This is a genomic window from Pseudomonas sp. PAMC 29040 (assembly GCF_003994535.1).
Lineage (GTDB): Bacteria > Pseudomonadota > Gammaproteobacteria > Pseudomonadales > Pseudomonadaceae > Aquipseudomonas > Aquipseudomonas paraversuta.
In genome coordinates this window covers 196,729-214,365 of the sequence record NZ_RZAA01000004.1, presented here as the reverse complement: position 1 = coordinate 214,365, position 17,637 = coordinate 196,729, and the positions used below count along the sequence as shown (strand labels likewise).

Here is a 17,637-nt window from a genome sequence, read left to right as displayed (position 1 = left end):
GAATTCATCGAGCCTTAACCCCGCCAGACGGGCTGCTGATACGGGCTGTTTCCGGTATACTCCCCGGCTTTGTAAAAATCGCCTACGAGTGCCGCCAGCCATGGAAATCAACCCGATCCTTAACAGCATCAAGGACCTGTCAGAGCGCTCCGAAACTATTCGGGGGTATCTTTGACTACGATCAAAAGCATGAGCGTCTGACCGAAGTCAATCGCGAGCTTGAAGATCCGAGTGTCTGGAACAACCCTTCGTACGCCCAGGAGCTGGGGCGCGAGCGCTCCCTGCTGGCGCAGATCGTTGAAACCCTCGATGAGATGCACACAGGTCTGGCCGATGCCAAAGACTTGCTGCTGATGTCCGCCGAGGAAGAAGATCAGGCCGCTGTCGATGACGTTGCCGCAGAAGTCGAGCGTCTGCGCGAAGCCCTTGAAAAACTCGAATTCCGCCGCATGTTCAGTGGTGAGATGGACGCCAACAACGCTTACCTGGACATTCAGGCAGGCTCTGGCGGTACCGAAGCGCAAGACTGGGCCAATATCCTGTTGCGGATGTATTTGCGCTGGGCCGACAAGCGCGGCTTCGATGCCACCATCATGGAACTGTCTGCCGGTGAAGTGGCCGGGATCAAAGGCGCAACTGTACACATCAAGGGCGAATACGCATTTGGTTGGTTGCGCACCGAGATTGGCGTCCATCGTCTGGTCCGTAAAAGCCCCTACGATTCGGGCAACCGTCGTCATACCTCGTTCTCGGCCGTATTCGTATCGCCGGAAATCGACGACAACATCGAAATCGACATCAACCCGTCAGACCTGCGGATCGATACCTATCGTTCCTCCGGTGCCGGTGGTCAGCACGTAAACACCACCGACTCGGCCGTTCGTATTACCCACGTTCCGAGCAACACCGTGGTGTGCTGCCAGAACGAACGATCCCAGCATGCGAACAAAGACACCGCGATGAAAATGTTGCGGGCGCGTCTTTACGAGCAGGAAGTGCAGAAGCGTAATGCTGCCTCCCAGGCCCTGGAAGATACCAAGTCGGATATCGGCTGGGGACACCAGATCCGCTCGTACGTACTCGACGCCTCGCGGATCAAGGATTTGCGTACCAACATCGAGCGCAGCGATTGCGACAAGGTACTCGACGGCGATATCGACGAATACCTGATTGCCAGCCTGAAACAAGGGCTGTAAGTCGCGCAACAACACGTAAAGTGCGCAGCCGGTGCGATGCCTTCAAGGCGCGCCAAAGCCCGCTTCCCCCTGTCGCAAGGCGGGGGCAACGAACCTGTGATGGAATTTTTTAAGACATGAGCGACCAACAACTCGACCCGCAAGACCTGCAACAGGAAGAAAATACCCTGATCGCCCTGCGCAAGGAAAAACTTGCAGCCGAGCGCGCCAAGGGCAATGCCTTCCCGAATGACTTCCGTCGCGACAACTACTGCGCCGATCTGCAGAAGAAGTACGCCGACAAGACCAAGGAAGAGCTGGCTGAAGCCGGTATTCCGGTCAAGGTTGCCGGTCGCATCATGCTTAACCGTGGCTCGTTCATGGTGATCCAGGACATGACCGGGCGCATCCAGGTCTACGTCAACCGCAAGACCCTGCCGGAAGAAACCCTGGCCGCCGTGAAGACCTGGGACCTGGGCGACATCATTGCCGCCGAAGGCACCCTGGCCCGTTCCGGCAAAGGCGACCTGTACGTTGAAATGACCAATGTGCGCCTGCTGACCAAATCCCTGCGCCCGCTGCCGGACAAGCACCACGGTCTGACCGACACCGAGCAGCGCTACCGCCAGCGTTACGTTGACCTGATCGTCAACGAAGAAGTGCGCCACACCTTCCGTGTGCGTTCCCAGGTGATTGCGCACATTCGCAGCTTCCTGATGCAGCGCGACTTCCTTGAAGTGGAAACGCCGATGCTGCAAACCATCCCGGGTGGTGCAGCGGCCAAGCCGTTCGAGACCCATCACAACGCTCTGGACATGGACATGTTCCTGCGCATCGCGCCTGAACTGTTCCTCAAGCGTCTGGTGGTTGGCGGTTTTGAAAAAGTGTTCGAGATCAACCGCAACTTCCGTAACGAAGGTGTCTCGACTCGTCACAACCCAGAATTCACCATGCTGGAGTTCTACCAGGCTTACGCCGATTACGAAGACAACATGGACCTGACCGAAGAGCTGTTCCGTGAACTGGCTCAGCTTGTTCTCGGGACTACCGACGTGCCATACGGCGACAAGGTGTTCCACTTCGGCGAGCCGTTCGTGCGTCTGTCGGTGTTCGACTCGATTCTCAAGTACAACCCCGAGCTGACCGCCGATGACCTGAACGACATCGACAAGGCTCGCGCCATTGCCAAGAAAGCCGGGGCCAAGGTGCTGGGCTTTGAAGGTCTGGGCAAGCTGCAGGTAATGATTTTCGAAGAGCTGGTCGAGCACAAGCTGGAACAGCCGCACTTCATTACCCAGTACCCGTTCGAAGTGTCGCCGCTGGCCCGTCGTAACGACGACAACCCGAACGTGACTGACCGTTTTGAACTGTTTATCGGTGGCCGTGAAATCGCCAACGCTTACTCCGAGCTCAACGATGCAGAAGACCAGGCCGAGCGCTTCATGGCCCAGGTAGCTGACAAGGACGCGGGCGATGACGAAGCCATGCACTACGACGCCGACTTCGTACGCGCACTGGAATACGGCATGCCGCCGACTGCCGGTGAAGGTATCGGCATTGACCGTCTGGTGATGCTGTTGACCAACTCACCGTCGATTCGCGATGTCATCCTGTTCCCGCACATGCGGCCACAGGCGTAAAGCTAGAAAATAAAAAGCCGCCGACTGAGGCGGCTTTTTATTGCCTGACACCCGGTGATGCGCCGATTCTGGGAGCTGGCTTGCCAGCGATGCAGGGAACATGGTGTTTAGTTGATGTAATCGCCGGCAAACCGGCCCCACAGCCATCCAGTCTCGTCAGTGGCACCATTGTCTTCAACACAAGGAGTCTTTCGTGAACCTAGCCAGGGCTCAAGAAGGGGCGGCGCATGTCGCTACGGCGGTAGCCGAAAGTGTTCAGTATCAAGGGCGCAAGGCCAGTCGCCACGGCAGTGAGCAGCGCCGCCAGCAGATTCTCGATGCGGCCATGCGCATTGTTGTGCGTGACGGCGTGCGTGGCGTGCGGCACCGGGCGGTTGCGGCTGAAGCAGGGGTGCCGTTGTCGGCGACCACCTATTACTTCAAAGACATCGATGACCTGCTTAATGACACCTTCGCCCAATATGTCGAACGCAGCGCAGCCTTTATGGCCAAGCTGTGGCTGAGCACTGAAGGCCAACTGCGTGAACTGGTGGCCTATGGCGATGGCAGCCCGCAATCGCGCGCGCAACTGGCCGATGAAATCGCCCGCATGGCCGCCCACTATATCCAGCACCAGTTGCTTACCCGTCGCGAGCACCTCATGGCGGAACAGGCTTTCCTCCAGGCGGCGTTGCTCAACCCGCGCCTGGCGGTTCTGGTCAGGGCTCATCAACAGATTTTATGGCAGGGTACGTGCCAGATATTACAGGTGCTGGGCTCGAAACAACCGCAGCAGGACGCCAATGTCTTGACGGCGATAATCGGTCGGATGGAATATCAGGACCTGCTTAACGGTGCGCAGCCAGAGGCCGATGCTGGCCGACTCGCTACTCTCACGCGTTACATGCACTTGGTACTGGCCGCTCTATAGAAGGATGCAGGCATGAAAGCTTGGCGCGTAATGCTTATGGCACTGTCGTTTTTAATGTTGAACGGTTGTCTGGTGACCTTTAACGAGGCACCGCTGGTGGCCGAGACAGCGCCCCGGCAGTTGCTGGGAAAATGGGTCAGCAAGGATGCCTGGGGGCAGGCGCGCAACCTGTTGATCAGCGCCATCGACAAACAACACTATCAGGCAGTGGTCTACCCCGCGGGTGAGCCCAAGGCCCAGGAACGCTACAGGTTCATCGTCGCTCGTCATGGCAGCCGCTGGTACGCATCGGCCGCGCTGCCGGCAAAGCTGGGTGGCCACTACACGCTGAGCGGTTTTGAACTGACCGACAGCAATGAACTGGTGGTCTACGATCTTGATCTGGACCAGATCAAACAGGCCATTGGCCAGTCGGCGTTGAGCGGTGACGCCATCGAAACCGCCGAAGGCCCCGGCGCATTGATCAACAGCCCGTCGGCCAAGGTCTTTGCCTACCTGGATGATCCGGCCAACTCCGACGTATTCGTGGAAGCTGCCCGCTATCAACGTGTGGTCAAGTAACCCAACATTAAGCCCATTCAAGGAGCACCGGGTGGACGACTACCAGCGCACGATTCGCACATTGTCAGACCGTATCGTACTGGCGCAAACACCGATCCGCGTACTGGATGCGGTGAAGTGGGACGACAGCATCCGTCAGGGTTTCTTCAAGGCCAAGGGCAAGGAAATGCCGGCGGTCAATCGCGACTATTACCTGGGGCGGCCGCTGTCCTTTGACTCCGGGGCGGTAAAGCTGGAGTTCCAGAACATCGAGCGCGATATCACCCGCCAGCTGGGGCAATTCAACCCGGTCGGGCAGATCATGCGCCGCATGTGCAAAGAGTACCGCATGGTGGTGCGCATGCTCGAAGCCCGTGGCACTGAAGACTTCGGGCTGATTTCCCAGGAGCTGTACGGGGCTGCGTCCGACGCCTTCCATGCCGGCGACCCGACGCTGGCCGATCTGGGGCTGATGATGTCCGATTACCTGGACAACATCGACGGGCGCGGCGACCTCAAGGACGAAGCCAAGACCCTGACCGCCAAAGATGCCGTGGGCCTGCTGCAAAGTCGCTTGAACAAGGTGTTTGGCGAGGCCGAGGAAACCATCCGGGTATTCGAGTCCGACGGTATTGTTGCGGACGCTGCGGCGGGGGCGGATTACATCAAGATTCGCGCCGACGCGATGTTCAACGAGCGCGACGTGCGGGCGCTGGAGGTGCATGAGGGACTGGTGCATGTGGGCACTACGCTCAACGGGCAGAACCAGCCGATATGCACCTTCCTCGCCAAAGGCCCGCCATCCTCGACGGTGACCCAGGAAGGCCTGGCGATCTTGATGGAAATCATCACCTTTGCCTCCTACCCGAGCCGCCTGCGCAAACTGACCAATCGCACCCGCGCTATCCATATGGTGGAAGAGGGCGCCGACTTCATGCAGGTTTACGAGTTCTTCCGTGAGCAAGGCTTTGAAATGTCGCAAAGCTATGGCAATGCCAGTCGGGTTTTCCGCGGCTCGGTGCCAAATGGCCTGCCATTTACCAAAGACTTGTCCTACCTCAAGGGCTTCATCATGGTTTACAACTACATTCAGCTGGCCGTGCGTAAAGGCAAGCTGGAGCAAGTACCGTTGTTATTCTGTGGCAAGACCACCCTGGAAGACATGCGAACCCTGCGCCAACTGGTGGATGAAGGCCTGGTGGTAGCGCCCAAGTACCTGCCCGAACAGTTCCGTGACATGAACGCACTGGCGGCCTGGATGTGCTTCTCCAACTTCCTCAACCATCTGAGCCTGGACCGGATTGAAGCGGATTACTCCAACATTCTGTAACCCTTGAACAGCCGGTAGTCGCTGACCCAGGCTGCGAAGGAGTGCGAAGCAATCCGTTACTCTGAAAACCATACGCACGGACCTCATCGCAGCCTTGGGCAGCGACTACAAATGGTGACTTGTTAGATGAAAATCCTGGCTGCCCTCTGCCTGCTGTTGACCCTCAGCGGATGCAGCTCATTGCTGTTCTACCCCGAACCCGGCCAGCCGATTACGCCAACTGCCGCGGGTTTGAAATATCGTGATGTAACCCTCACCGCCGCCGATGGCACGCGCCTGCATGGCTGGTGGCTGCCCGCCAAAGCCGGGGTGCCGCTCAAGGGGACGGTGCTGCATCTGCATGGAAATGGCGGCAACCTGGCCTATCACCTGGGCGCCACTGCCTGGATGCCCGAGCAGGGTTATCAGGTGTTGATGCTCGATTATCGTGGCTACGGCCTGTCCGCGGGCGAGCCCGGTTTGCCTGCGATCTATCAGGACATCGACGCCGCTTTCGAGTGGTTGCAGCAACAACCCGAAACCCGGGATCAGCCACTGATCGTGCTGGGGCAAAGCCTGGGCGGGGCGATGGGTGTGCATTACCTGAGCCGGCACCCTGAGCAGCGGGCCCGGATCAAGGCCATGGTGCTCGATGGAGTACCGGCCAGCTATCGTGAAGTGGGGCAATTTGCCTTGAGCACTTCGTGGCTGACCTGGCCCCTGCAAGTCCCTTTGTCATGGCTGGTGCCCGACGCAGACAGCGCCGTGTATGCCATGCCGGAAATGGGCGGGGTACCGATGCTGATCTTCCACAGCATGGACGACCCGATCGTGCCGCTTTCCAATGGTCTGCGACTGTATCAAGCTGCGCCCCCGCCCAAGGTGTTGCAACTGACGCGCGGCGGCCATGTACAGACGTTTGCCGACCCGACCTGGCGTCAAGTGATGCTGCGTTACCTGGATGACCCGCAACACTTCAATGGCGTACGGCGCTTGGGCGAAATCCCCAATTACCCCGCCTCACCCGATTCGATTAATGCTGCAGAGAGCCCGCAATGAGTGAAGAACGCAACGCCATCCCCCTGATCATTACCGGTATTTGCACCATCATCGGCACCGTGGGAGCCCTGTGGTACTACGGTTACCTGCACTTTGCCAAACCAGAAGACGCACTGCTGCTCAGCGACTTCACCATGCTCAAGACTATCCCCGGGGAGGACTACAAGGTGTCCCTGACGCCGGCCAATCAGGTGGCGCAGTGCATCGATGGCATCGTCGTACTGTTCGACACCGAGCAAAAAGGTCTGACCGGGGTGCTGGTCAACAACAAGAAACAAGCGGTGCACTGTCTGGTCCAGAAGGCCCCGCAACCCTAAGAGCGAACGCAGGAACAGCCCGCGCCTGCAGGATTGCAGTTGCTCACAAAAAAGCCCCGCCTGATTGCTCAGGCGGGGCTTTTTATTGCGCGCTTACAGACTTACTTCATCGACGAGCGCGGAGCTACCGGCTGGTTGTCGTTGGAGATGGTCACTTCAACCCGGCGGTTCTGGGCACGGCCCGAGTTGCTGTTGTTGTCAGCCACCGGATATTCCTTGCCGTAGCCCTGGGCGACGATGCGCGTAGGATCTACCCCGGCACGCACCAGTGCCGCCTTGACGGCGTTGGCACGACGTTCAGACAGGTTCTGGTTGTACGAAGCCGAACCCTTGCTGTCGGTATAACCTTCAACAATCACCTTGCGGTCCGGGTTTTTGATCAGGTAGTTGGACAGTGTGGTAATGCTGTCACGGCTGTTGGGCTTGAGGCTTGCCTTGTCGAAATCAAACAGCACGTCACCGAAGGTCACCAGAGTGCCGCGTTCGGTCTGCTTGGCGTTCATGCCTTGCAGTTGCTTGATCTGCGCATCACGGGCGTCCAGCAGTGCTTGAGAACGGGCCGCTGCGGAGTTGTTCAACTGGTTTTCAGCAGTACGCAACGCGATGGTCTGCTTGGCCACTTCAACCCGCTGGTTGGTCAGGTAGGCCAGCTGGTCCACTTTGCTGTCATCCTCTTTGTCCATGTAGGCCTTTTGCGCCTTGTCCAGCCATTCGCTGGCATCCTTGGTTTCCAGCGCGGCTACCTTGGTGGCTTGCGGGTTGGCCTGCAGGGCCGAGAAATTGGTCTGGGCATTTTCCAGGTTGACGTTCGGCTGGTGGGAGCATGCAGCCAGGCCAACGCTTAGAGCCAGCAGGGCGGGGATCAGTACTTGATTACGCATAATGTTTGTCCTTTATATCGATTAGGAATGCTGTGTCTGGGCCAGAGGCAAAAAGGGGCAGCGCTTATTGAACGCTGCGCATACCTTCCTGACGCAGTTCCTGGACGGCTTTCTGAGCATCCTGTACGGCCTTCTCGGCTTTTGCGGCCTGGGCTTTGCGCTCTGCTACGCGGGCATCCCATTCCGCTTGTTCAGACAGACGACGGGCGTCTTTGTAGTTCTTGTCATGCATGGCCATCTCGGCCTGCTTGAGCTTGTCCTGTGCCGACTTCATTTCTACCGGAGCGTATTCAGTGCCACCAGCGCTTACGGCGTTGTTGACCGCTGCCTGGGTCACTGCGTACTGCTCCGACGGAGGATTGCCAGCGCAACCGGCCAGAACGAAGCTGGCACCGAGTGCCAGCGCGGCCAGTTTTAGCCCGCGCAGGCGAGGCGAGTTGGTTTTGACAGTGCGGGTCATCATGGTCTTCGACTCCATTGGGAAGCTCCTTATAAAAATCAAGTTCCATCACGACTAAGGCGTCACACGGGAGTGTTGGAACACAGGTGCAAGAGGTGATGGTTATTGGCTGTGACCCGAACGATTTTTGAATAGTTCAAATTAAATGGTGGCGCATTGCCTAAAAAATTCTGACCGTTTGGTCAGGCGTTTTTTGCAGGCTTTGGCGCGGGATCTCTTGTCAAAAGCAGTCCTCGCAACGCACTCTTGGGCAGGAGCTGGTCCCCGGAATCTGCTGGAGAAATTGCTGATGACCGATATTGATGCACGCTTGCGCGATGATGTTCACCTGCTGGGTGAACTGTTGGGAAATACCATTCGTGACCAGTACGGCGAAGCATTTCTCGCCAAGATCGAGCGTATCCGCCAAGGGGCCAAGGATGACCGGCGCGGCACCACGGGCGAGGAGCTGAGTGCCATTCTGGATGCCCTGGGTGACGATGAAGTTCTCCCCGTTGCGCGGGCGTTCAACCAGTTTCTGAACCTGGCGAACATCGCCGAGCAATACCAGCTGATTCACCGTCGCGAAGAAGGCCAGCCGCAACCGTTCGAGTCGCTGGTGCTGCCCACCTTGCTGACCCGGCTGCTGGACGAAGGGCATGACCCTGACACCCTGGCGCGGCAAATCGGCCGTCTCGACATCGAGCTGGTGCTCACGGCCCATCCCACTGAAGTCACGCGCCGTACCCTGATCCAGAAGTACGATGCCATTGCCGAACAACTCGCAGCCCAGGACCATCGCGACCTGACCCAGGCCGAAAAGTCCCGGATCGAGCAGCGTCTGCAACGCTTGATAGCCGAGGCCTGGCACACCGAAGAAATCCGCCGTACCCGACCCACCCCGGTGGACGAGGCCAAGTGGGGCTTCGCGGTCATTGAGCACTCTTTGTGGCAAGCCGTACCGCATATGCTGCGCAACGCCGATCAGGCGCTGCACGCGGCCACTGGCCTGCATTTGCCTTTGGAAGCGGCGCCTGTGCGTTTTGCTTCCTGGATGGGCGGCGACCGTGACGGCAACCCCAATGTCACCGCCAGTGTGACTCGCGAAGTGCTGTTGCTGGCGCGCTGGATGGCGGCTGACCTGTACCTGCGTGATATCGACAAACTGGCCGCCGATCTGTCGATGCAGCAAGCCACTGCCGAACTGCTGGCGGTAGCCGGGGATGGCGCCGAACCGTATCGCGCGGTCCTCAAGCAGTTGCGTGAGCGGCTGCGGGCGACCCGCAACTGGGCGCATAACGCCTTGAGCAGCGCCCAGCCTGCACCGGACGGGGTGTTGCAGGACAACCGCGATCTGCTGGCACCGTTGCAACTGTGCTACCAGTCGTTGCATGCCTGCGGCATGGGGGTAATTGCCGACGGGCCGCTACTTGATTGCCTGCGTCGTGCGGTGACGTTTGGCTTGTTTCTGGTGCGCCTCGATGTACGCCAGGATGCGGCCCGCCACGCCTCGGCTATGACTGAAATCACCGATTATCTGGGCCTGGGCCGCTATGAAGACTGGGACGAAGATGCACGTCTGACCTTCCTCAACCGCGAACTGGCCAACCGTCGACCGCTGTTGCCGGGTTACTTCAAACCCGGGGCAGACACCGCCGAAGTGCTGGCCACCTGTCGCGAAGTGGCTGCAGCACCGCAGGCTTCGCTGGGCTCTTATGTAATCTCGATGGCGGGGGCTGCCTCTGACGTGCTGGCGGTGCAACTGCTGCTTAAAGAAGCTGGGCTGGAGCGCCCGATGCGCGTGGTGCCGTTGTTCGAAACCCTGGCCGACCTCGACAATGCAGGGCCGGTGATCGAACGCCTGCTGCTGTTGCCGGGGTACCGCGCACGCCTGCATGGCCCGCAGGAAGTGATGATTGGTTATTCCGATTCGGCCAAGGATGCGGGCACCACCGCAGCGGCCTGGGCGCAATATCGGGCCCAGGAAAAACTGGTCAATATCTGCCGCGAGCAAGAGGTTGAACTGTTGTTGTTCCATGGTCGCGGTGGCACCGTGGGCCGTGGCGGCGGTCCTGCCCATGCGGCGATTCTGTCGCAGCCGCCGGGCTCTGTGGCGGGGCGATTCCGCACCACCGAGCAGGGCGAAATGATTCGCTTCAAGTTCGGTTTGCCGGACATCGCCGAGCAAAATCTCAACCTCTATCTGGCCGCAGTGCTGGAAGCCACTTTACTGCCGCCGCCGTTGCCCGAGCCGGGCTGGCGGGTGCTGATGGACGAGCTGGCTGGCGATGGGGTCGAGGCTTACCGCGCAGTGGTGCGGGACAATCCGCAGTTCGTCGAATACTTCCGCCAGTCCACTCCCGAGCAGGAGCTGGGCCGCTTGCCGCTGGGCAGTCGTCCGGCCAAGCGCCGGGCAGGGGGGATTGAAAGCCTGCGTGCCATTCCGTGGATTTTTGGCTGGACCCAGACCCGTCTGATGTTGCCCGCATGGCTGGGTTGGGAGACCGCATTGAGCCGGGCGCTGGAACGGGGGGAGGGCGAACAGCTGGCACAAATGCGCGAGCAGTGGCCGTTCTTTCGGACCCGTATCGACATGCTGGAAATGGTCCTGGCCAAGGCCGATGCCGACATCGCACGGCTCTATGACGAGCGTCTGGTAGATCAGGAACTACTGCCATTGGGTGCGCATTTGCGCGACTTATTGTCGCAGGCGTGTTCGGTGGTGCTAGGTTTGACCGGTCAATCGCAATTGATGGCGCACAGCCCGGACACTCTGGAGTTCATCCGTTTGCGCAACACCTACCTGGATCCCCTTCATCTATTGCAGGCAGAACTTCTGGCCCGTTCAAGGCGCCAGCAAGCGGCCCAGGACAGCCCTCTGGAACAAGCGTTGCTGGTAACTGTGGCCGGGATTGCTGCCGGCTTGCGTAACACCGGTTAAGCCAAAAGCAAGACGGGTTGTCGTGCAACGGGCCCGGGAGCGCCGAAGATTTGCTGCGGATCCCCGGGCTCGAACGACACTTTATTGTAGGGTTGCGAGCTGCGACACCTGGCCGCAAGTGCGCGTTTGCTAGAGATTATTCCTGGTTTGGCCTGCTTGTGTGGGCCGGGCCTGCTGTGTATCTTGATCAGCCCTTGGCCGTTTTGACGGCCATAACCCGATTTTGAGATTGGCCCAAAGAGGCGAGTCTGTTGTCATTTAAATAAAAATTTGAGGAGCATATCGATGCGCGTAATTCTGCTGGGAGCTCCCGGGGCCGGTAAAGGTACTCAGGCAAAGTTCATCACTGAAAAATTTGGCATCCCGCAAATCTCCACCGGCGACATGTTGCGTGCAGCGGTAAAGGCCGGCACCGAACTGGGTCTGATCGCTAAGAGCGTGATGGACAGCGGTGGTCTGGTATCTGATGACCTGATCATCAATCTGGTTAAAGAGCGTATCAGCCAGCAAGACTGCAAAAACGGTTTCCTGTTCGACGGTTTCCCGCGCACCATTCCGCAAGCCGAAGCACTGGTTAAAAACGGCGTCGAGCTGGATCACGTGATTGAAATCGCGGTTGACGATGAAGAAATCGTTCAGCGCATTGCCGGTCGTCGTGTTCACGAAGCCTCTGGCCGGGTTTACCACACCATCTACAACCCGCCAAAGGTTGAAGGCAAGGACGACGTAACTGGCGAAGAGCTGATCCAGCGCAAGGACGACACTGAAGAAACAGTTCGTCATCGCCTGTCGGTTTACCATTCGCAAACCAAGCCGCTGGTAGCCTTCTACCAGAACCTGGCTGAGACTCAAGGCAAGCCGAAGTACAGCCACATCGAAGGTGTAGGCTCGGTTGAAGCCATCACCGGCAAGGTACTTGAAGCGCTGAGCTGATCGTCGAATTGCTCTGATACAACAGCCCGCTTGCGGGCTGTTGTTGTTTATACTGCTGCACTTTTTTCAATTCTCAATTCTGACGGGAACACCGATGAGCACCTTGCTGGCCCTGGATACCGCGACTGAAGCTTGCTCTGTTGCCCTGCTGCATGATGGCAAGGTCACGAGCCACTACGAGGTGATCCCGCGCCTGCATGCGCAAAAGTTGTTGCCGATGATTAAAGACCTGCTGGCTGAGGCCGGGGTTGAACTGTCAGCCGTCGAAGCCATTGCTTTCGGGCGCGGGCCGGGAGCCTTTACCGGGGTGCGGATTGCCATTGGCGTGGTGCAAGGTCTGGCCTTTGCCCTGGAGCGCCCGGTGTTGCCGATCTCCAACCTGGCGGTATTGGCCCAGCGTGCCCATCGCGAGCATGGCGCGACCCAGGTGGCGTCGGCCATTGATGCGCGCATGGACGAAGTGTATTGGGGTTGCTACCGCGAGCAGGCGGGTGAAATGCGTCTGGAGGGTGCTGAAGCCGTATTGCCACCGGAAGTGGCCGCCTTGCCTGCCGGTGCCGGCGGTGACTGGTTTGGCGCGGGGACCGGCTGGGGTTATGCCGAGCGTTTGAACGTCAAACCCTACGCGATGGATGCGGGCATGTTGCCCCATGCTGAAGACCTGCTGACCCTGGCCCGCTTTGCCTGGGAGCGCGGTGAAGCCATCGCCGCCGACCTGGCGCAGCCGGTGTACCTGCGTGACAAGGTAGCCACTCCAAAAGCAGAGCGTTGATCGGGACAGGCAGCACAGCCCATTCCCTGTAGGCGCTGGCTTGCCAGCGATACAGGCAACGCGGTTTATCTGGCAGGGCGGCGGGGATTTGCTTACTTGGCCCAACGTCGCTAAATTGCCTTTATCGCTACCGAGCAAGCAGCCATGCGCATAGACGGCTTTTCCTCCCGGTCCTACCCCGTCAAGCGCAAGCAGCGTAAAGATCAGGCGCTGATTGATGAGTCGGTGGAGGACAGCGAAACCACGTTTGAAAGCGCCCCCCAAACTGCTCGCACGCCACCCTCCGGTGAGCGTATCAACTCGTTCCCCGTCCGTTCTCAAGACATGATCTTCCAGCGCTCCATGAGCAAAAGTGCGGCCAGCGCCCTGGCCAGCTATTTGACGACTGCCGGCTTCGTCGATTGGGAAATAGAAGAGCAGGTGCTGGACCTGTACATTTGAGCCCATGAAAGATCTTCCTTACTACCTGGGTTGCCCGTCCTGGAGCGAAAGCGCCTGGCGCGAAGGGCTGTACCCGCAGAATGCCCGGCCAGCGGAATTTCTGGGCCTGTACGCTCAGGTCTTCAACGCTGTCGAAGGCAATACCACTTTCTATGCCCGTCCCGCGCCAGCCACTGTCGAGCGCTGGGCACAAAGCCTGCCCGGACATTTTCGCTTTACTGCCAAGTTCCCCAGGGATATCAGCCACGGCGGTGATCTGCGTGAACAAAATCATGCGGCCGAAGATTTCCTGCAGTTGTTGCGACCTCTTGGGGCGCGCGTAGCGCCACTTTGGCTACAACTCCCGGCCAGCTTCGGGCCTCAGCGTCTGGCAGAGCTGGCGAGCTTCATGGACGCTCTGGAGCGCCCGTTAGCGGTGGAAGTGCGCCACCCTGAGTTCTTCGCCAAAGGGGATAGCGAACGCTTGCTCAATCGCTTGCTCAAAGATCGCGGGGTTGAGCGTATTTGCCTGGATCCGCGGGCGCTGTTCAGCTGCACTTCGACCGATCCGGCGGTGCTCCATGCCCAGGCGAAAAAGCCCAGGGTGCCGCCCCGTCCGGCAGCCTTCACTCAATTCCCGCAAGTGCGTTTTATTGGCCGGCCGGAGCTGCAAGCCAACGACCCGTATTTAGTGCCCTGGATTGACAAAGTCGCGGGCTGGATCGAGGAAGGGCGCACGCCTTACGTGTTTCTTCATACGCCGGACAATCACCGCGCTCCGGAACTGGCGCGGCGCTTTCATCAACAGTTGAGCGAAAGGTTACCGGGGTTGCCCGCATTACCCGAGTTGCACCAACCCCAGGCGACAGAACAACTGGGACTGCTTTAAGCCGCCAGGCGCATATTGTTGATGACCAATGGTCTGGCCCAGCCAAGATCGAAGTCCATGGCCCGTTGTTGCTCGATCAGGGTCAGGGGGTCGAACGGCTCGGCAGGCTTGTCGAGCAAGTCCATTTCAAACTCGGCAATCGGCAGATGCAACGGCCGTGGTTCAGGCCCCGGGCCCGGATCAGGCAGCGGATGGCCGAAAGCCATAACCCTCGGGCGTACCCAGGTGGTTTCGAAGTCCTGTTGATGCTGCTGTGCACTCACTTGTTCTGCGGCAAAGGGTGTGGCGGGCGGTGGCAGCAAATCCGGATCGAACTCGGCAATCGGTAAAAACAACGCTTCAGGGGGCTGCAGTTCGGTGTCCTGCACCTGGCAATGTCGCTGGGTCACGATATTGCCCAGCAGGTCGCTGCCACCCCGGGGCTCAACCTGTTCCTCCACGGCCTGCGGGGTTGCTTCAATCGCAGGGAACTCCGACGTCGCGCATTGTTCGGCCAATGCCTGGGCGTAAAAGTCCTTCCACAGGTGGTTGACGCTACCCGTGATCTGCGAATTGTGCCGGCCAAAGTCGCCAATTGGGGCGATAAAGCCGATGGATGTGCAATGAATGTCTGACATAGCTCTCGGTCGACGCCCGGCTCTGGCAAAATGCCGGATATTTCATTTATCGGCAGCCTTTGCCGATCATTAAATTTTTGAGTGTGTTTTTAGATGAGTGAGCAAGCAGCAGGCTGTCGTATCAAAGTCGAAGCATTGGGCGAGGCCTATCAGGCCCTGGCCGGGCAATGGGCTGAACGTCTGGGTCTGCCTCTGGCCGAGCCCGAGGCTGAGTTCGCCTTGCAAGTGGGCGCGCAGGGGTTGCAGCTGCAACAACTGGGGCCGGACGCCCCGGGCCCGGTGCGGGTCGACTTTGTAGAGGGAGGGGCGGCCCATCGACGTTTGTTTGGTGGCGGTACGGGGCAGATGATTGCCAAGGCGGTCGGCGTACAGCAGGGCGTGCGTCCGCGGGTACTGGACGCCACGGCAGGTTTGGGCAAAGACGCGTTCGTGCTGGCGAGCCTGGGTTGTGAAATGAGCCTGATCGAACGTCAGCCGCTGATCGGAGCGCTACTTGAAGATGGCCTGGCCCGCGGCCTGGACGACTTTGAGGTGGCGCCGATCGTGTCACGCATGCACTTGCTCAAGGGCAACTCGATTGAGGTGATGCGCAACTGGGAAGGCGAGCCGCCGCAAGTCATCTACCTCGACCCTATGTTTCCGCACCGTGAGAAAACAGCCTTGGTGAAGAAGGAAATGCGCCTGTTCCGGCCATTGGTGGGTGATGACAATGATGCTCCGGCCCTGCTTGAAGCGGCGTTGGCACTGGCCAGCCACCGGGTAGTGGTCAAGCGCCCGCGCAAGGCACCGTGCATTGCCGGGCCCAAGCCGAGCCATGCGCTGGACGGCAAGTCGAGCCGTTACGATATTTATCCGAAGAAAGCGCTAAAGCCCTGACCCCGATCTTCCTGCAGGAGCGAACTTGCTCACGATCTTTCAAGCGCAAGAGATCGCGAGACAAGCTCGCGCCTACAGGGGCGGTGTGATCAGAGCGGGCGATACGCGCGCATGAAAACCCCCACCACTTCCTGCACGTGCGCCTCGGCGCCCGCATCGTCCAGCGGCTCGCCGCAGCCATAGAGCAGGCGAAAATTGGGTGAGCCCTTGAGCATGCAAAAGAAGTGCTCCGCTGCGTAGTGCGGCTGATCAATCTGCAATTCACCGGTGCGGTGGATTTTTCCCAGCAGACGCTCCATCTCCAGCACCACTCGCTCCGGCCCCGCCTCAAAGAAAATTTGCGACAACTTAGGGTCCTGGCTGCCTTGGGTCATCATCAGCCGATGCAGGTTGAGTGACTCCTGGCTGTTTATCAGGCTGTGGAAACCCCGGGCAATGTTCAGCAGCACCGCCTCGACCGGTGCGCCGCCAGGCAATTCAAAAAACAATTCCGGCAACTGATCTGTGCACTTGGCCATGATCGCCGAAGAAAAGAGCGTCTCTTTGTCGGTGAAATGGCTGTAGACGGTGAGTTTTGACACGCCCGCCAGGCCTGCGACCGCGTCCATGCTGGTGCTGGCATAGCCCTTGGTCAGAAACAGGGTTTTCGCCGCGTCAAGGATCGCCTGGCGTTTTGCCATGTCCTTGGGACGCCCGAGCGCATTGGGGGGTAAAGGATTGTCAGACATTCTCGTTTATTACTGGACTGGTGAGTTTGGTATTAATAACATGCCGCCCAGTATAAATATTCCAAGCCCTATTAGCGAAAGGTCATCTCCATGTTGCGCCATGCCTTGCCCCGCGCTGTGCCTGTGTGTCTGGTGTTTTTGTTATCCGCGTGCGGCCATGAAGAGCCTGCTCAAATCAGCATCAGCCCGGCAATGGTGGAGCAGCCACAGCCTTCTGCGCTGGCGAGCCAAAGCTATCCGGGTGAAGTCCGGGCCCGGTTCGATCCGCAACTGGCGTTCCGCATTGGTGGCAAAGTGACCCGGCGGCTGGTGGATGAAGGTGAGCGGGTCAAGGCCAATCAGCCGCTGGCTGAGCTGGACCCGCAAGATGTGCGCCTGCAACTGGAGGCGACCCGGGCCCAGGTTGCAGCGGGGCAGGCCAACCTGAATCTGGTGCGAGCGGAACGTGACCGCTACAAAACCCTGCTCGACCGGCAGATGGTCAGCCGTTCGCAGTTCGACAATGCCGAAAACCTCTATCGCTCGGGTGAAGCCCGGCTCCAGCAGCTCAAGGCCGAGCAGGACGTGGCCAGCAATCAGGCCAGCTACGCCGTGTTGCGCGCGCCCCAGGACGGGGTAATCGCCCAGCGCCAGGTTGAGGTCGGCCAGGTCGTGGCCGCAGGGCAAACGGTGTTTACCCTGGCTGCCGACGGCGAGCGTGAAGTGCTGATCAGCTTGCCGGAGCAAGCCTTCGGCCGCTTCAAGATTGGCCTGCCGGTTTCGGTTGAACTGTGGTCGCAGCCCGATCAACGCTTCAGCGGGCGCATTCGCGAACTGTCGCCTGCGGCTGATCCCCGGTCGCGGACCTTTGCCGCCCGTATCGCCTTCACTTCCGGCAAGGTGCCGGCCGAGCTGGGGCAAAGTGCCCGGGTCTTTATTCAAAGCGAAGGCGTGAGCCCGTTGTCGGTGCCGCTGTCGGCATTGAGCGCTGAAAATGGCGCGACCTATGTCTGGCGTGTCGGCCCGGGCAACAAGCTGGAGCAGGTCCCCGTGCGTACCGGGCCCTTTGGCGAGAAAAACGTGCCGGTGCTTGAAGGTCTCAAGGCTGACGACTGGATTGTCTCGGCCGGGGTGCACGTGTTGCATCCTGGGCAGCAAGTGCGGCCGGTTGATCGCTCCAACCGAACGATCAATGTTGCGGTGAAGGAGTAA

Annotated in this window: 18 protein-coding genes; 14 read left to right on the top strand and 4 right to left on the bottom strand. The window is 59.3% G+C overall.

What is annotated here, in order from left to right; translation table 11 throughout:
* The first annotated feature begins 100 nt into the window (after positions 1 to 100).
* From prfB to WG29040_RS08705, 7 genes are all read left to right on the top strand, one after another.
* Positions 101 to 1,196, top strand: a protein-coding gene (gene prfB, locus WG29040_RS08735; protein WP_100917176.1) for a peptide chain release factor 2 whose coding sequence is annotated in 2 segments (ribosomal slippage) — positions 101 to 172 and positions 174 to 1,196 — 1,095 coding nt in all. Because the reading frame shifts where the segments join, the coding sequence is not laid out codon by codon here.
* A gap of 116 nt (positions 1,197 to 1,312) precedes the next feature.
* Complete coding sequence (gene lysS / locus WG29040_RS08730) at positions 1,313 to 2,815, top strand: lysine--tRNA ligase (RefSeq protein WP_003440329.1); 1,503 nt, start codon at positions 1,313 to 1,315, stop codon at positions 2,813 to 2,815.
* Positions 2,816 to 3,008: 193 nt separating this feature from the next.
* The gene (locus WG29040_RS08725) at positions 3,009 to 3,725 is read left to right on the top strand and encodes a TetR/AcrR family transcriptional regulator (RefSeq protein WP_003440331.1); all 717 of its coding nucleotides are present in this window, start codon (positions 3,009 to 3,011) and stop codon (positions 3,723 to 3,725) included.
* Between the two features lie 12 nt (positions 3,726 to 3,737).
* On the top strand, positions 3,738 to 4,286 hold the full coding sequence (locus WG29040_RS08720; protein ID WP_003440333.1) for a hypothetical protein: 549 nt from the start codon (positions 3,738 to 3,740) through the stop codon (positions 4,284 to 4,286).
* A 31-nt stretch (positions 4,287 to 4,317) separates the two neighbouring features.
* Positions 4,318 to 5,595: a flavohemoglobin expression-modulating QEGLA motif protein gene (locus WG29040_RS08715; RefSeq protein WP_003440336.1), complete on the top strand. Its 1,278-nt coding sequence runs from the start codon at positions 4,318 to 4,320 to the stop codon at positions 5,593 to 5,595.
* A gap of 126 nt (positions 5,596 to 5,721) precedes the next feature.
* Positions 5,722 to 6,633: an alpha/beta hydrolase gene (locus WG29040_RS08710; RefSeq protein ID WP_127196019.1), complete on the top strand. Its 912-nt coding sequence runs from the start codon at positions 5,722 to 5,724 to the stop codon at positions 6,631 to 6,633.
* Positions 6,630 to 6,950, top strand: coding sequence for a hypothetical protein (locus WG29040_RS08705; protein WP_010655975.1), 321 nt, complete (start codon positions 6,630 to 6,632; stop codon positions 6,948 to 6,950). Before WG29040_RS08710 ends, WG29040_RS08705 begins: the two co-directional genes overlap by 4 nt.
* A gap of 101 nt (positions 6,951 to 7,051) precedes the next feature.
* Here WG29040_RS08705 and WG29040_RS08700 read toward each other — a convergent pair whose 3' ends face one another.
* Positions 7,052 to 7,831, bottom strand: a complete 780-nt coding sequence (locus WG29040_RS08700) for an OmpA family protein (protein WP_003440342.1) — start codon at positions 7,829 to 7,831, stop codon at positions 7,052 to 7,054.
* 64 nt (positions 7,832 to 7,895) lie between these two features.
* Positions 7,896 to 8,309 (bottom strand): DUF4398 domain-containing protein, encoded by a 414-nt coding sequence (locus tag WG29040_RS08695; protein WP_003440344.1) that lies wholly within the window; start codon positions 8,307 to 8,309, stop codon positions 7,896 to 7,898.
* Positions 8,310 to 8,580: 271 nt separating this feature from the next.
* Here WG29040_RS08695 and ppc point away from each other — a divergent pair, with 271 nt between their 5' ends.
* From ppc to WG29040_RS08670, 5 genes are all read left to right on the top strand, one after another.
* Complete coding sequence (gene ppc / locus WG29040_RS08690; protein ID WP_010655974.1) at positions 8,581 to 11,211, top strand: phosphoenolpyruvate carboxylase; 2,631 nt, start codon at positions 8,581 to 8,583, stop codon at positions 11,209 to 11,211.
* Positions 11,212 to 11,496: 285 nt separating this feature from the next.
* Positions 11,497 to 12,144 (top strand): adenylate kinase, encoded by a 648-nt coding sequence (gene adk, locus WG29040_RS08685; protein ID WP_003440349.1) that lies wholly within the window; start codon positions 11,497 to 11,499, stop codon positions 12,142 to 12,144.
* 94 nt (positions 12,145 to 12,238) lie between these two features.
* A complete protein-coding gene (gene tsaB / locus WG29040_RS08680; RefSeq protein WP_010655973.1) occupies positions 12,239 to 12,916 on the top strand; it encodes a tRNA (adenosine(37)-N6)-threonylcarbamoyltransferase complex dimerization subunit type 1 TsaB in 678 nt (225 codons plus the stop codon).
* Between the two features lie 144 nt (positions 12,917 to 13,060).
* A complete protein-coding gene (locus tag WG29040_RS08675) occupies positions 13,061 to 13,357 on the top strand; it encodes a hypothetical protein (protein ID WP_127196018.1) in 297 nt (98 codons plus the stop codon).
* A gap of 4 nt (positions 13,358 to 13,361) precedes the next feature.
* Entirely contained in the window at positions 13,362 to 14,225 is an 864-nt protein-coding gene (locus WG29040_RS08670) for a DUF72 domain-containing protein (RefSeq protein WP_003440353.1), read from the top strand.
* Here WG29040_RS08670 and WG29040_RS08665 read toward each other — a convergent pair.
* A complete protein-coding gene (locus WG29040_RS08665) occupies positions 14,222 to 14,842 on the bottom strand; it encodes a hypothetical protein (protein ID WP_003440355.1) in 621 nt (206 codons plus the stop codon). The genes WG29040_RS08670 and WG29040_RS08665 overlap by 4 nt on opposite strands.
* Before the next feature lie 93 nt (positions 14,843 to 14,935).
* Here WG29040_RS08665 and WG29040_RS08660 point away from each other — a divergent pair, with 93 nt between their 5' ends.
* Complete coding sequence (locus tag WG29040_RS08660) at positions 14,936 to 15,718, top strand: class I SAM-dependent methyltransferase (RefSeq protein ID WP_003440357.1); 783 nt, start codon at positions 14,936 to 14,938, stop codon at positions 15,716 to 15,718.
* Positions 15,719 to 15,807: 89 nt separating this feature from the next.
* Here WG29040_RS08660 and WG29040_RS08655 read toward each other — a convergent pair whose 3' ends face one another.
* The gene (locus WG29040_RS08655) at positions 15,808 to 16,446 is read right to left on the bottom strand and encodes a TetR/AcrR family transcriptional regulator (RefSeq protein ID WP_037001390.1); all 639 of its coding nucleotides are present in this window, start codon (positions 16,444 to 16,446) and stop codon (positions 15,808 to 15,810) included.
* 90 nt (positions 16,447 to 16,536) lie between these two features.
* Here WG29040_RS08655 and WG29040_RS08650 point away from each other — a divergent pair, with 90 nt between their 5' ends.
* Positions 16,537 to 17,637: an efflux RND transporter periplasmic adaptor subunit gene (locus WG29040_RS08650; RefSeq protein ID WP_003440361.1), complete on the top strand. Its 1,101-nt coding sequence runs from the start codon at positions 16,537 to 16,539 to the stop codon at positions 17,635 to 17,637.

What these genes read in the sequence shown, in the direction of transcription:
- lysS (WP_003440329.1), top strand. Translation starts at nt 1,313, where the DNA reads ATGAGCGACCAACAACTCGACCCGCAAGACCTGCAACAGGAAGAAAAT.
- WG29040_RS08720 (WP_003440333.1), top strand. Translation starts at nt 3,738, where the DNA reads ATGAAAGCTTGGCGCGTAATGCTTATGGCACTGTCGTTTTTAATGTTG.
- WG29040_RS08710 (WP_127196019.1), top strand. Translation starts at nt 5,722, where the DNA reads ATGAAAATCCTGGCTGCCCTCTGCCTGCTGTTGACCCTCAGCGGATGC.
- WG29040_RS08705 (WP_010655975.1), top strand. Translation starts at nt 6,630, where the DNA reads ATGAGTGAAGAACGCAACGCCATCCCCCTGATCATTACCGGTATTTGC.
- WG29040_RS08700 (WP_003440342.1), bottom strand. Translation starts at nt 7,831, where the DNA reads ATGCGTAATCAAGTACTGATCCCCGCCCTGCTGGCTCTAAGCGTTGGC.
- WG29040_RS08695 (WP_003440344.1), bottom strand. Translation starts at nt 8,309, where the DNA reads ATGGAGTCGAAGACCATGATGACCCGCACTGTCAAAACCAACTCGCCT.
- ppc (WP_010655974.1), top strand. Translation starts at nt 8,581, where the DNA reads ATGACCGATATTGATGCACGCTTGCGCGATGATGTTCACCTGCTGGGT.
- adk (WP_003440349.1), top strand. Translation starts at nt 11,497, where the DNA reads ATGCGCGTAATTCTGCTGGGAGCTCCCGGGGCCGGTAAAGGTACTCAG.
- tsaB (WP_010655973.1), top strand. Translation starts at nt 12,239, where the DNA reads ATGAGCACCTTGCTGGCCCTGGATACCGCGACTGAAGCTTGCTCTGTT.
- WG29040_RS08675 (WP_127196018.1), top strand. Translation starts at nt 13,061, where the DNA reads ATGCGCATAGACGGCTTTTCCTCCCGGTCCTACCCCGTCAAGCGCAAG.
- WG29040_RS08670 (WP_003440353.1), top strand. Translation starts at nt 13,362, where the DNA reads ATGAAAGATCTTCCTTACTACCTGGGTTGCCCGTCCTGGAGCGAAAGC.
- WG29040_RS08665 (WP_003440355.1), bottom strand. Translation starts at nt 14,842, where the DNA reads ATGTCAGACATTCATTGCACATCCATCGGCTTTATCGCCCCAATTGGC.
- WG29040_RS08660 (WP_003440357.1), top strand. Translation starts at nt 14,936, where the DNA reads ATGAGTGAGCAAGCAGCAGGCTGTCGTATCAAAGTCGAAGCATTGGGC.
- WG29040_RS08655 (WP_037001390.1), bottom strand. Translation starts at nt 16,446, where the DNA reads ATGTCTGACAATCCTTTACCCCCCAATGCGCTCGGGCGTCCCAAGGAC.
- WG29040_RS08650 (WP_003440361.1), top strand. Translation starts at nt 16,537, where the DNA reads ATGTTGCGCCATGCCTTGCCCCGCGCTGTGCCTGTGTGTCTGGTGTTT.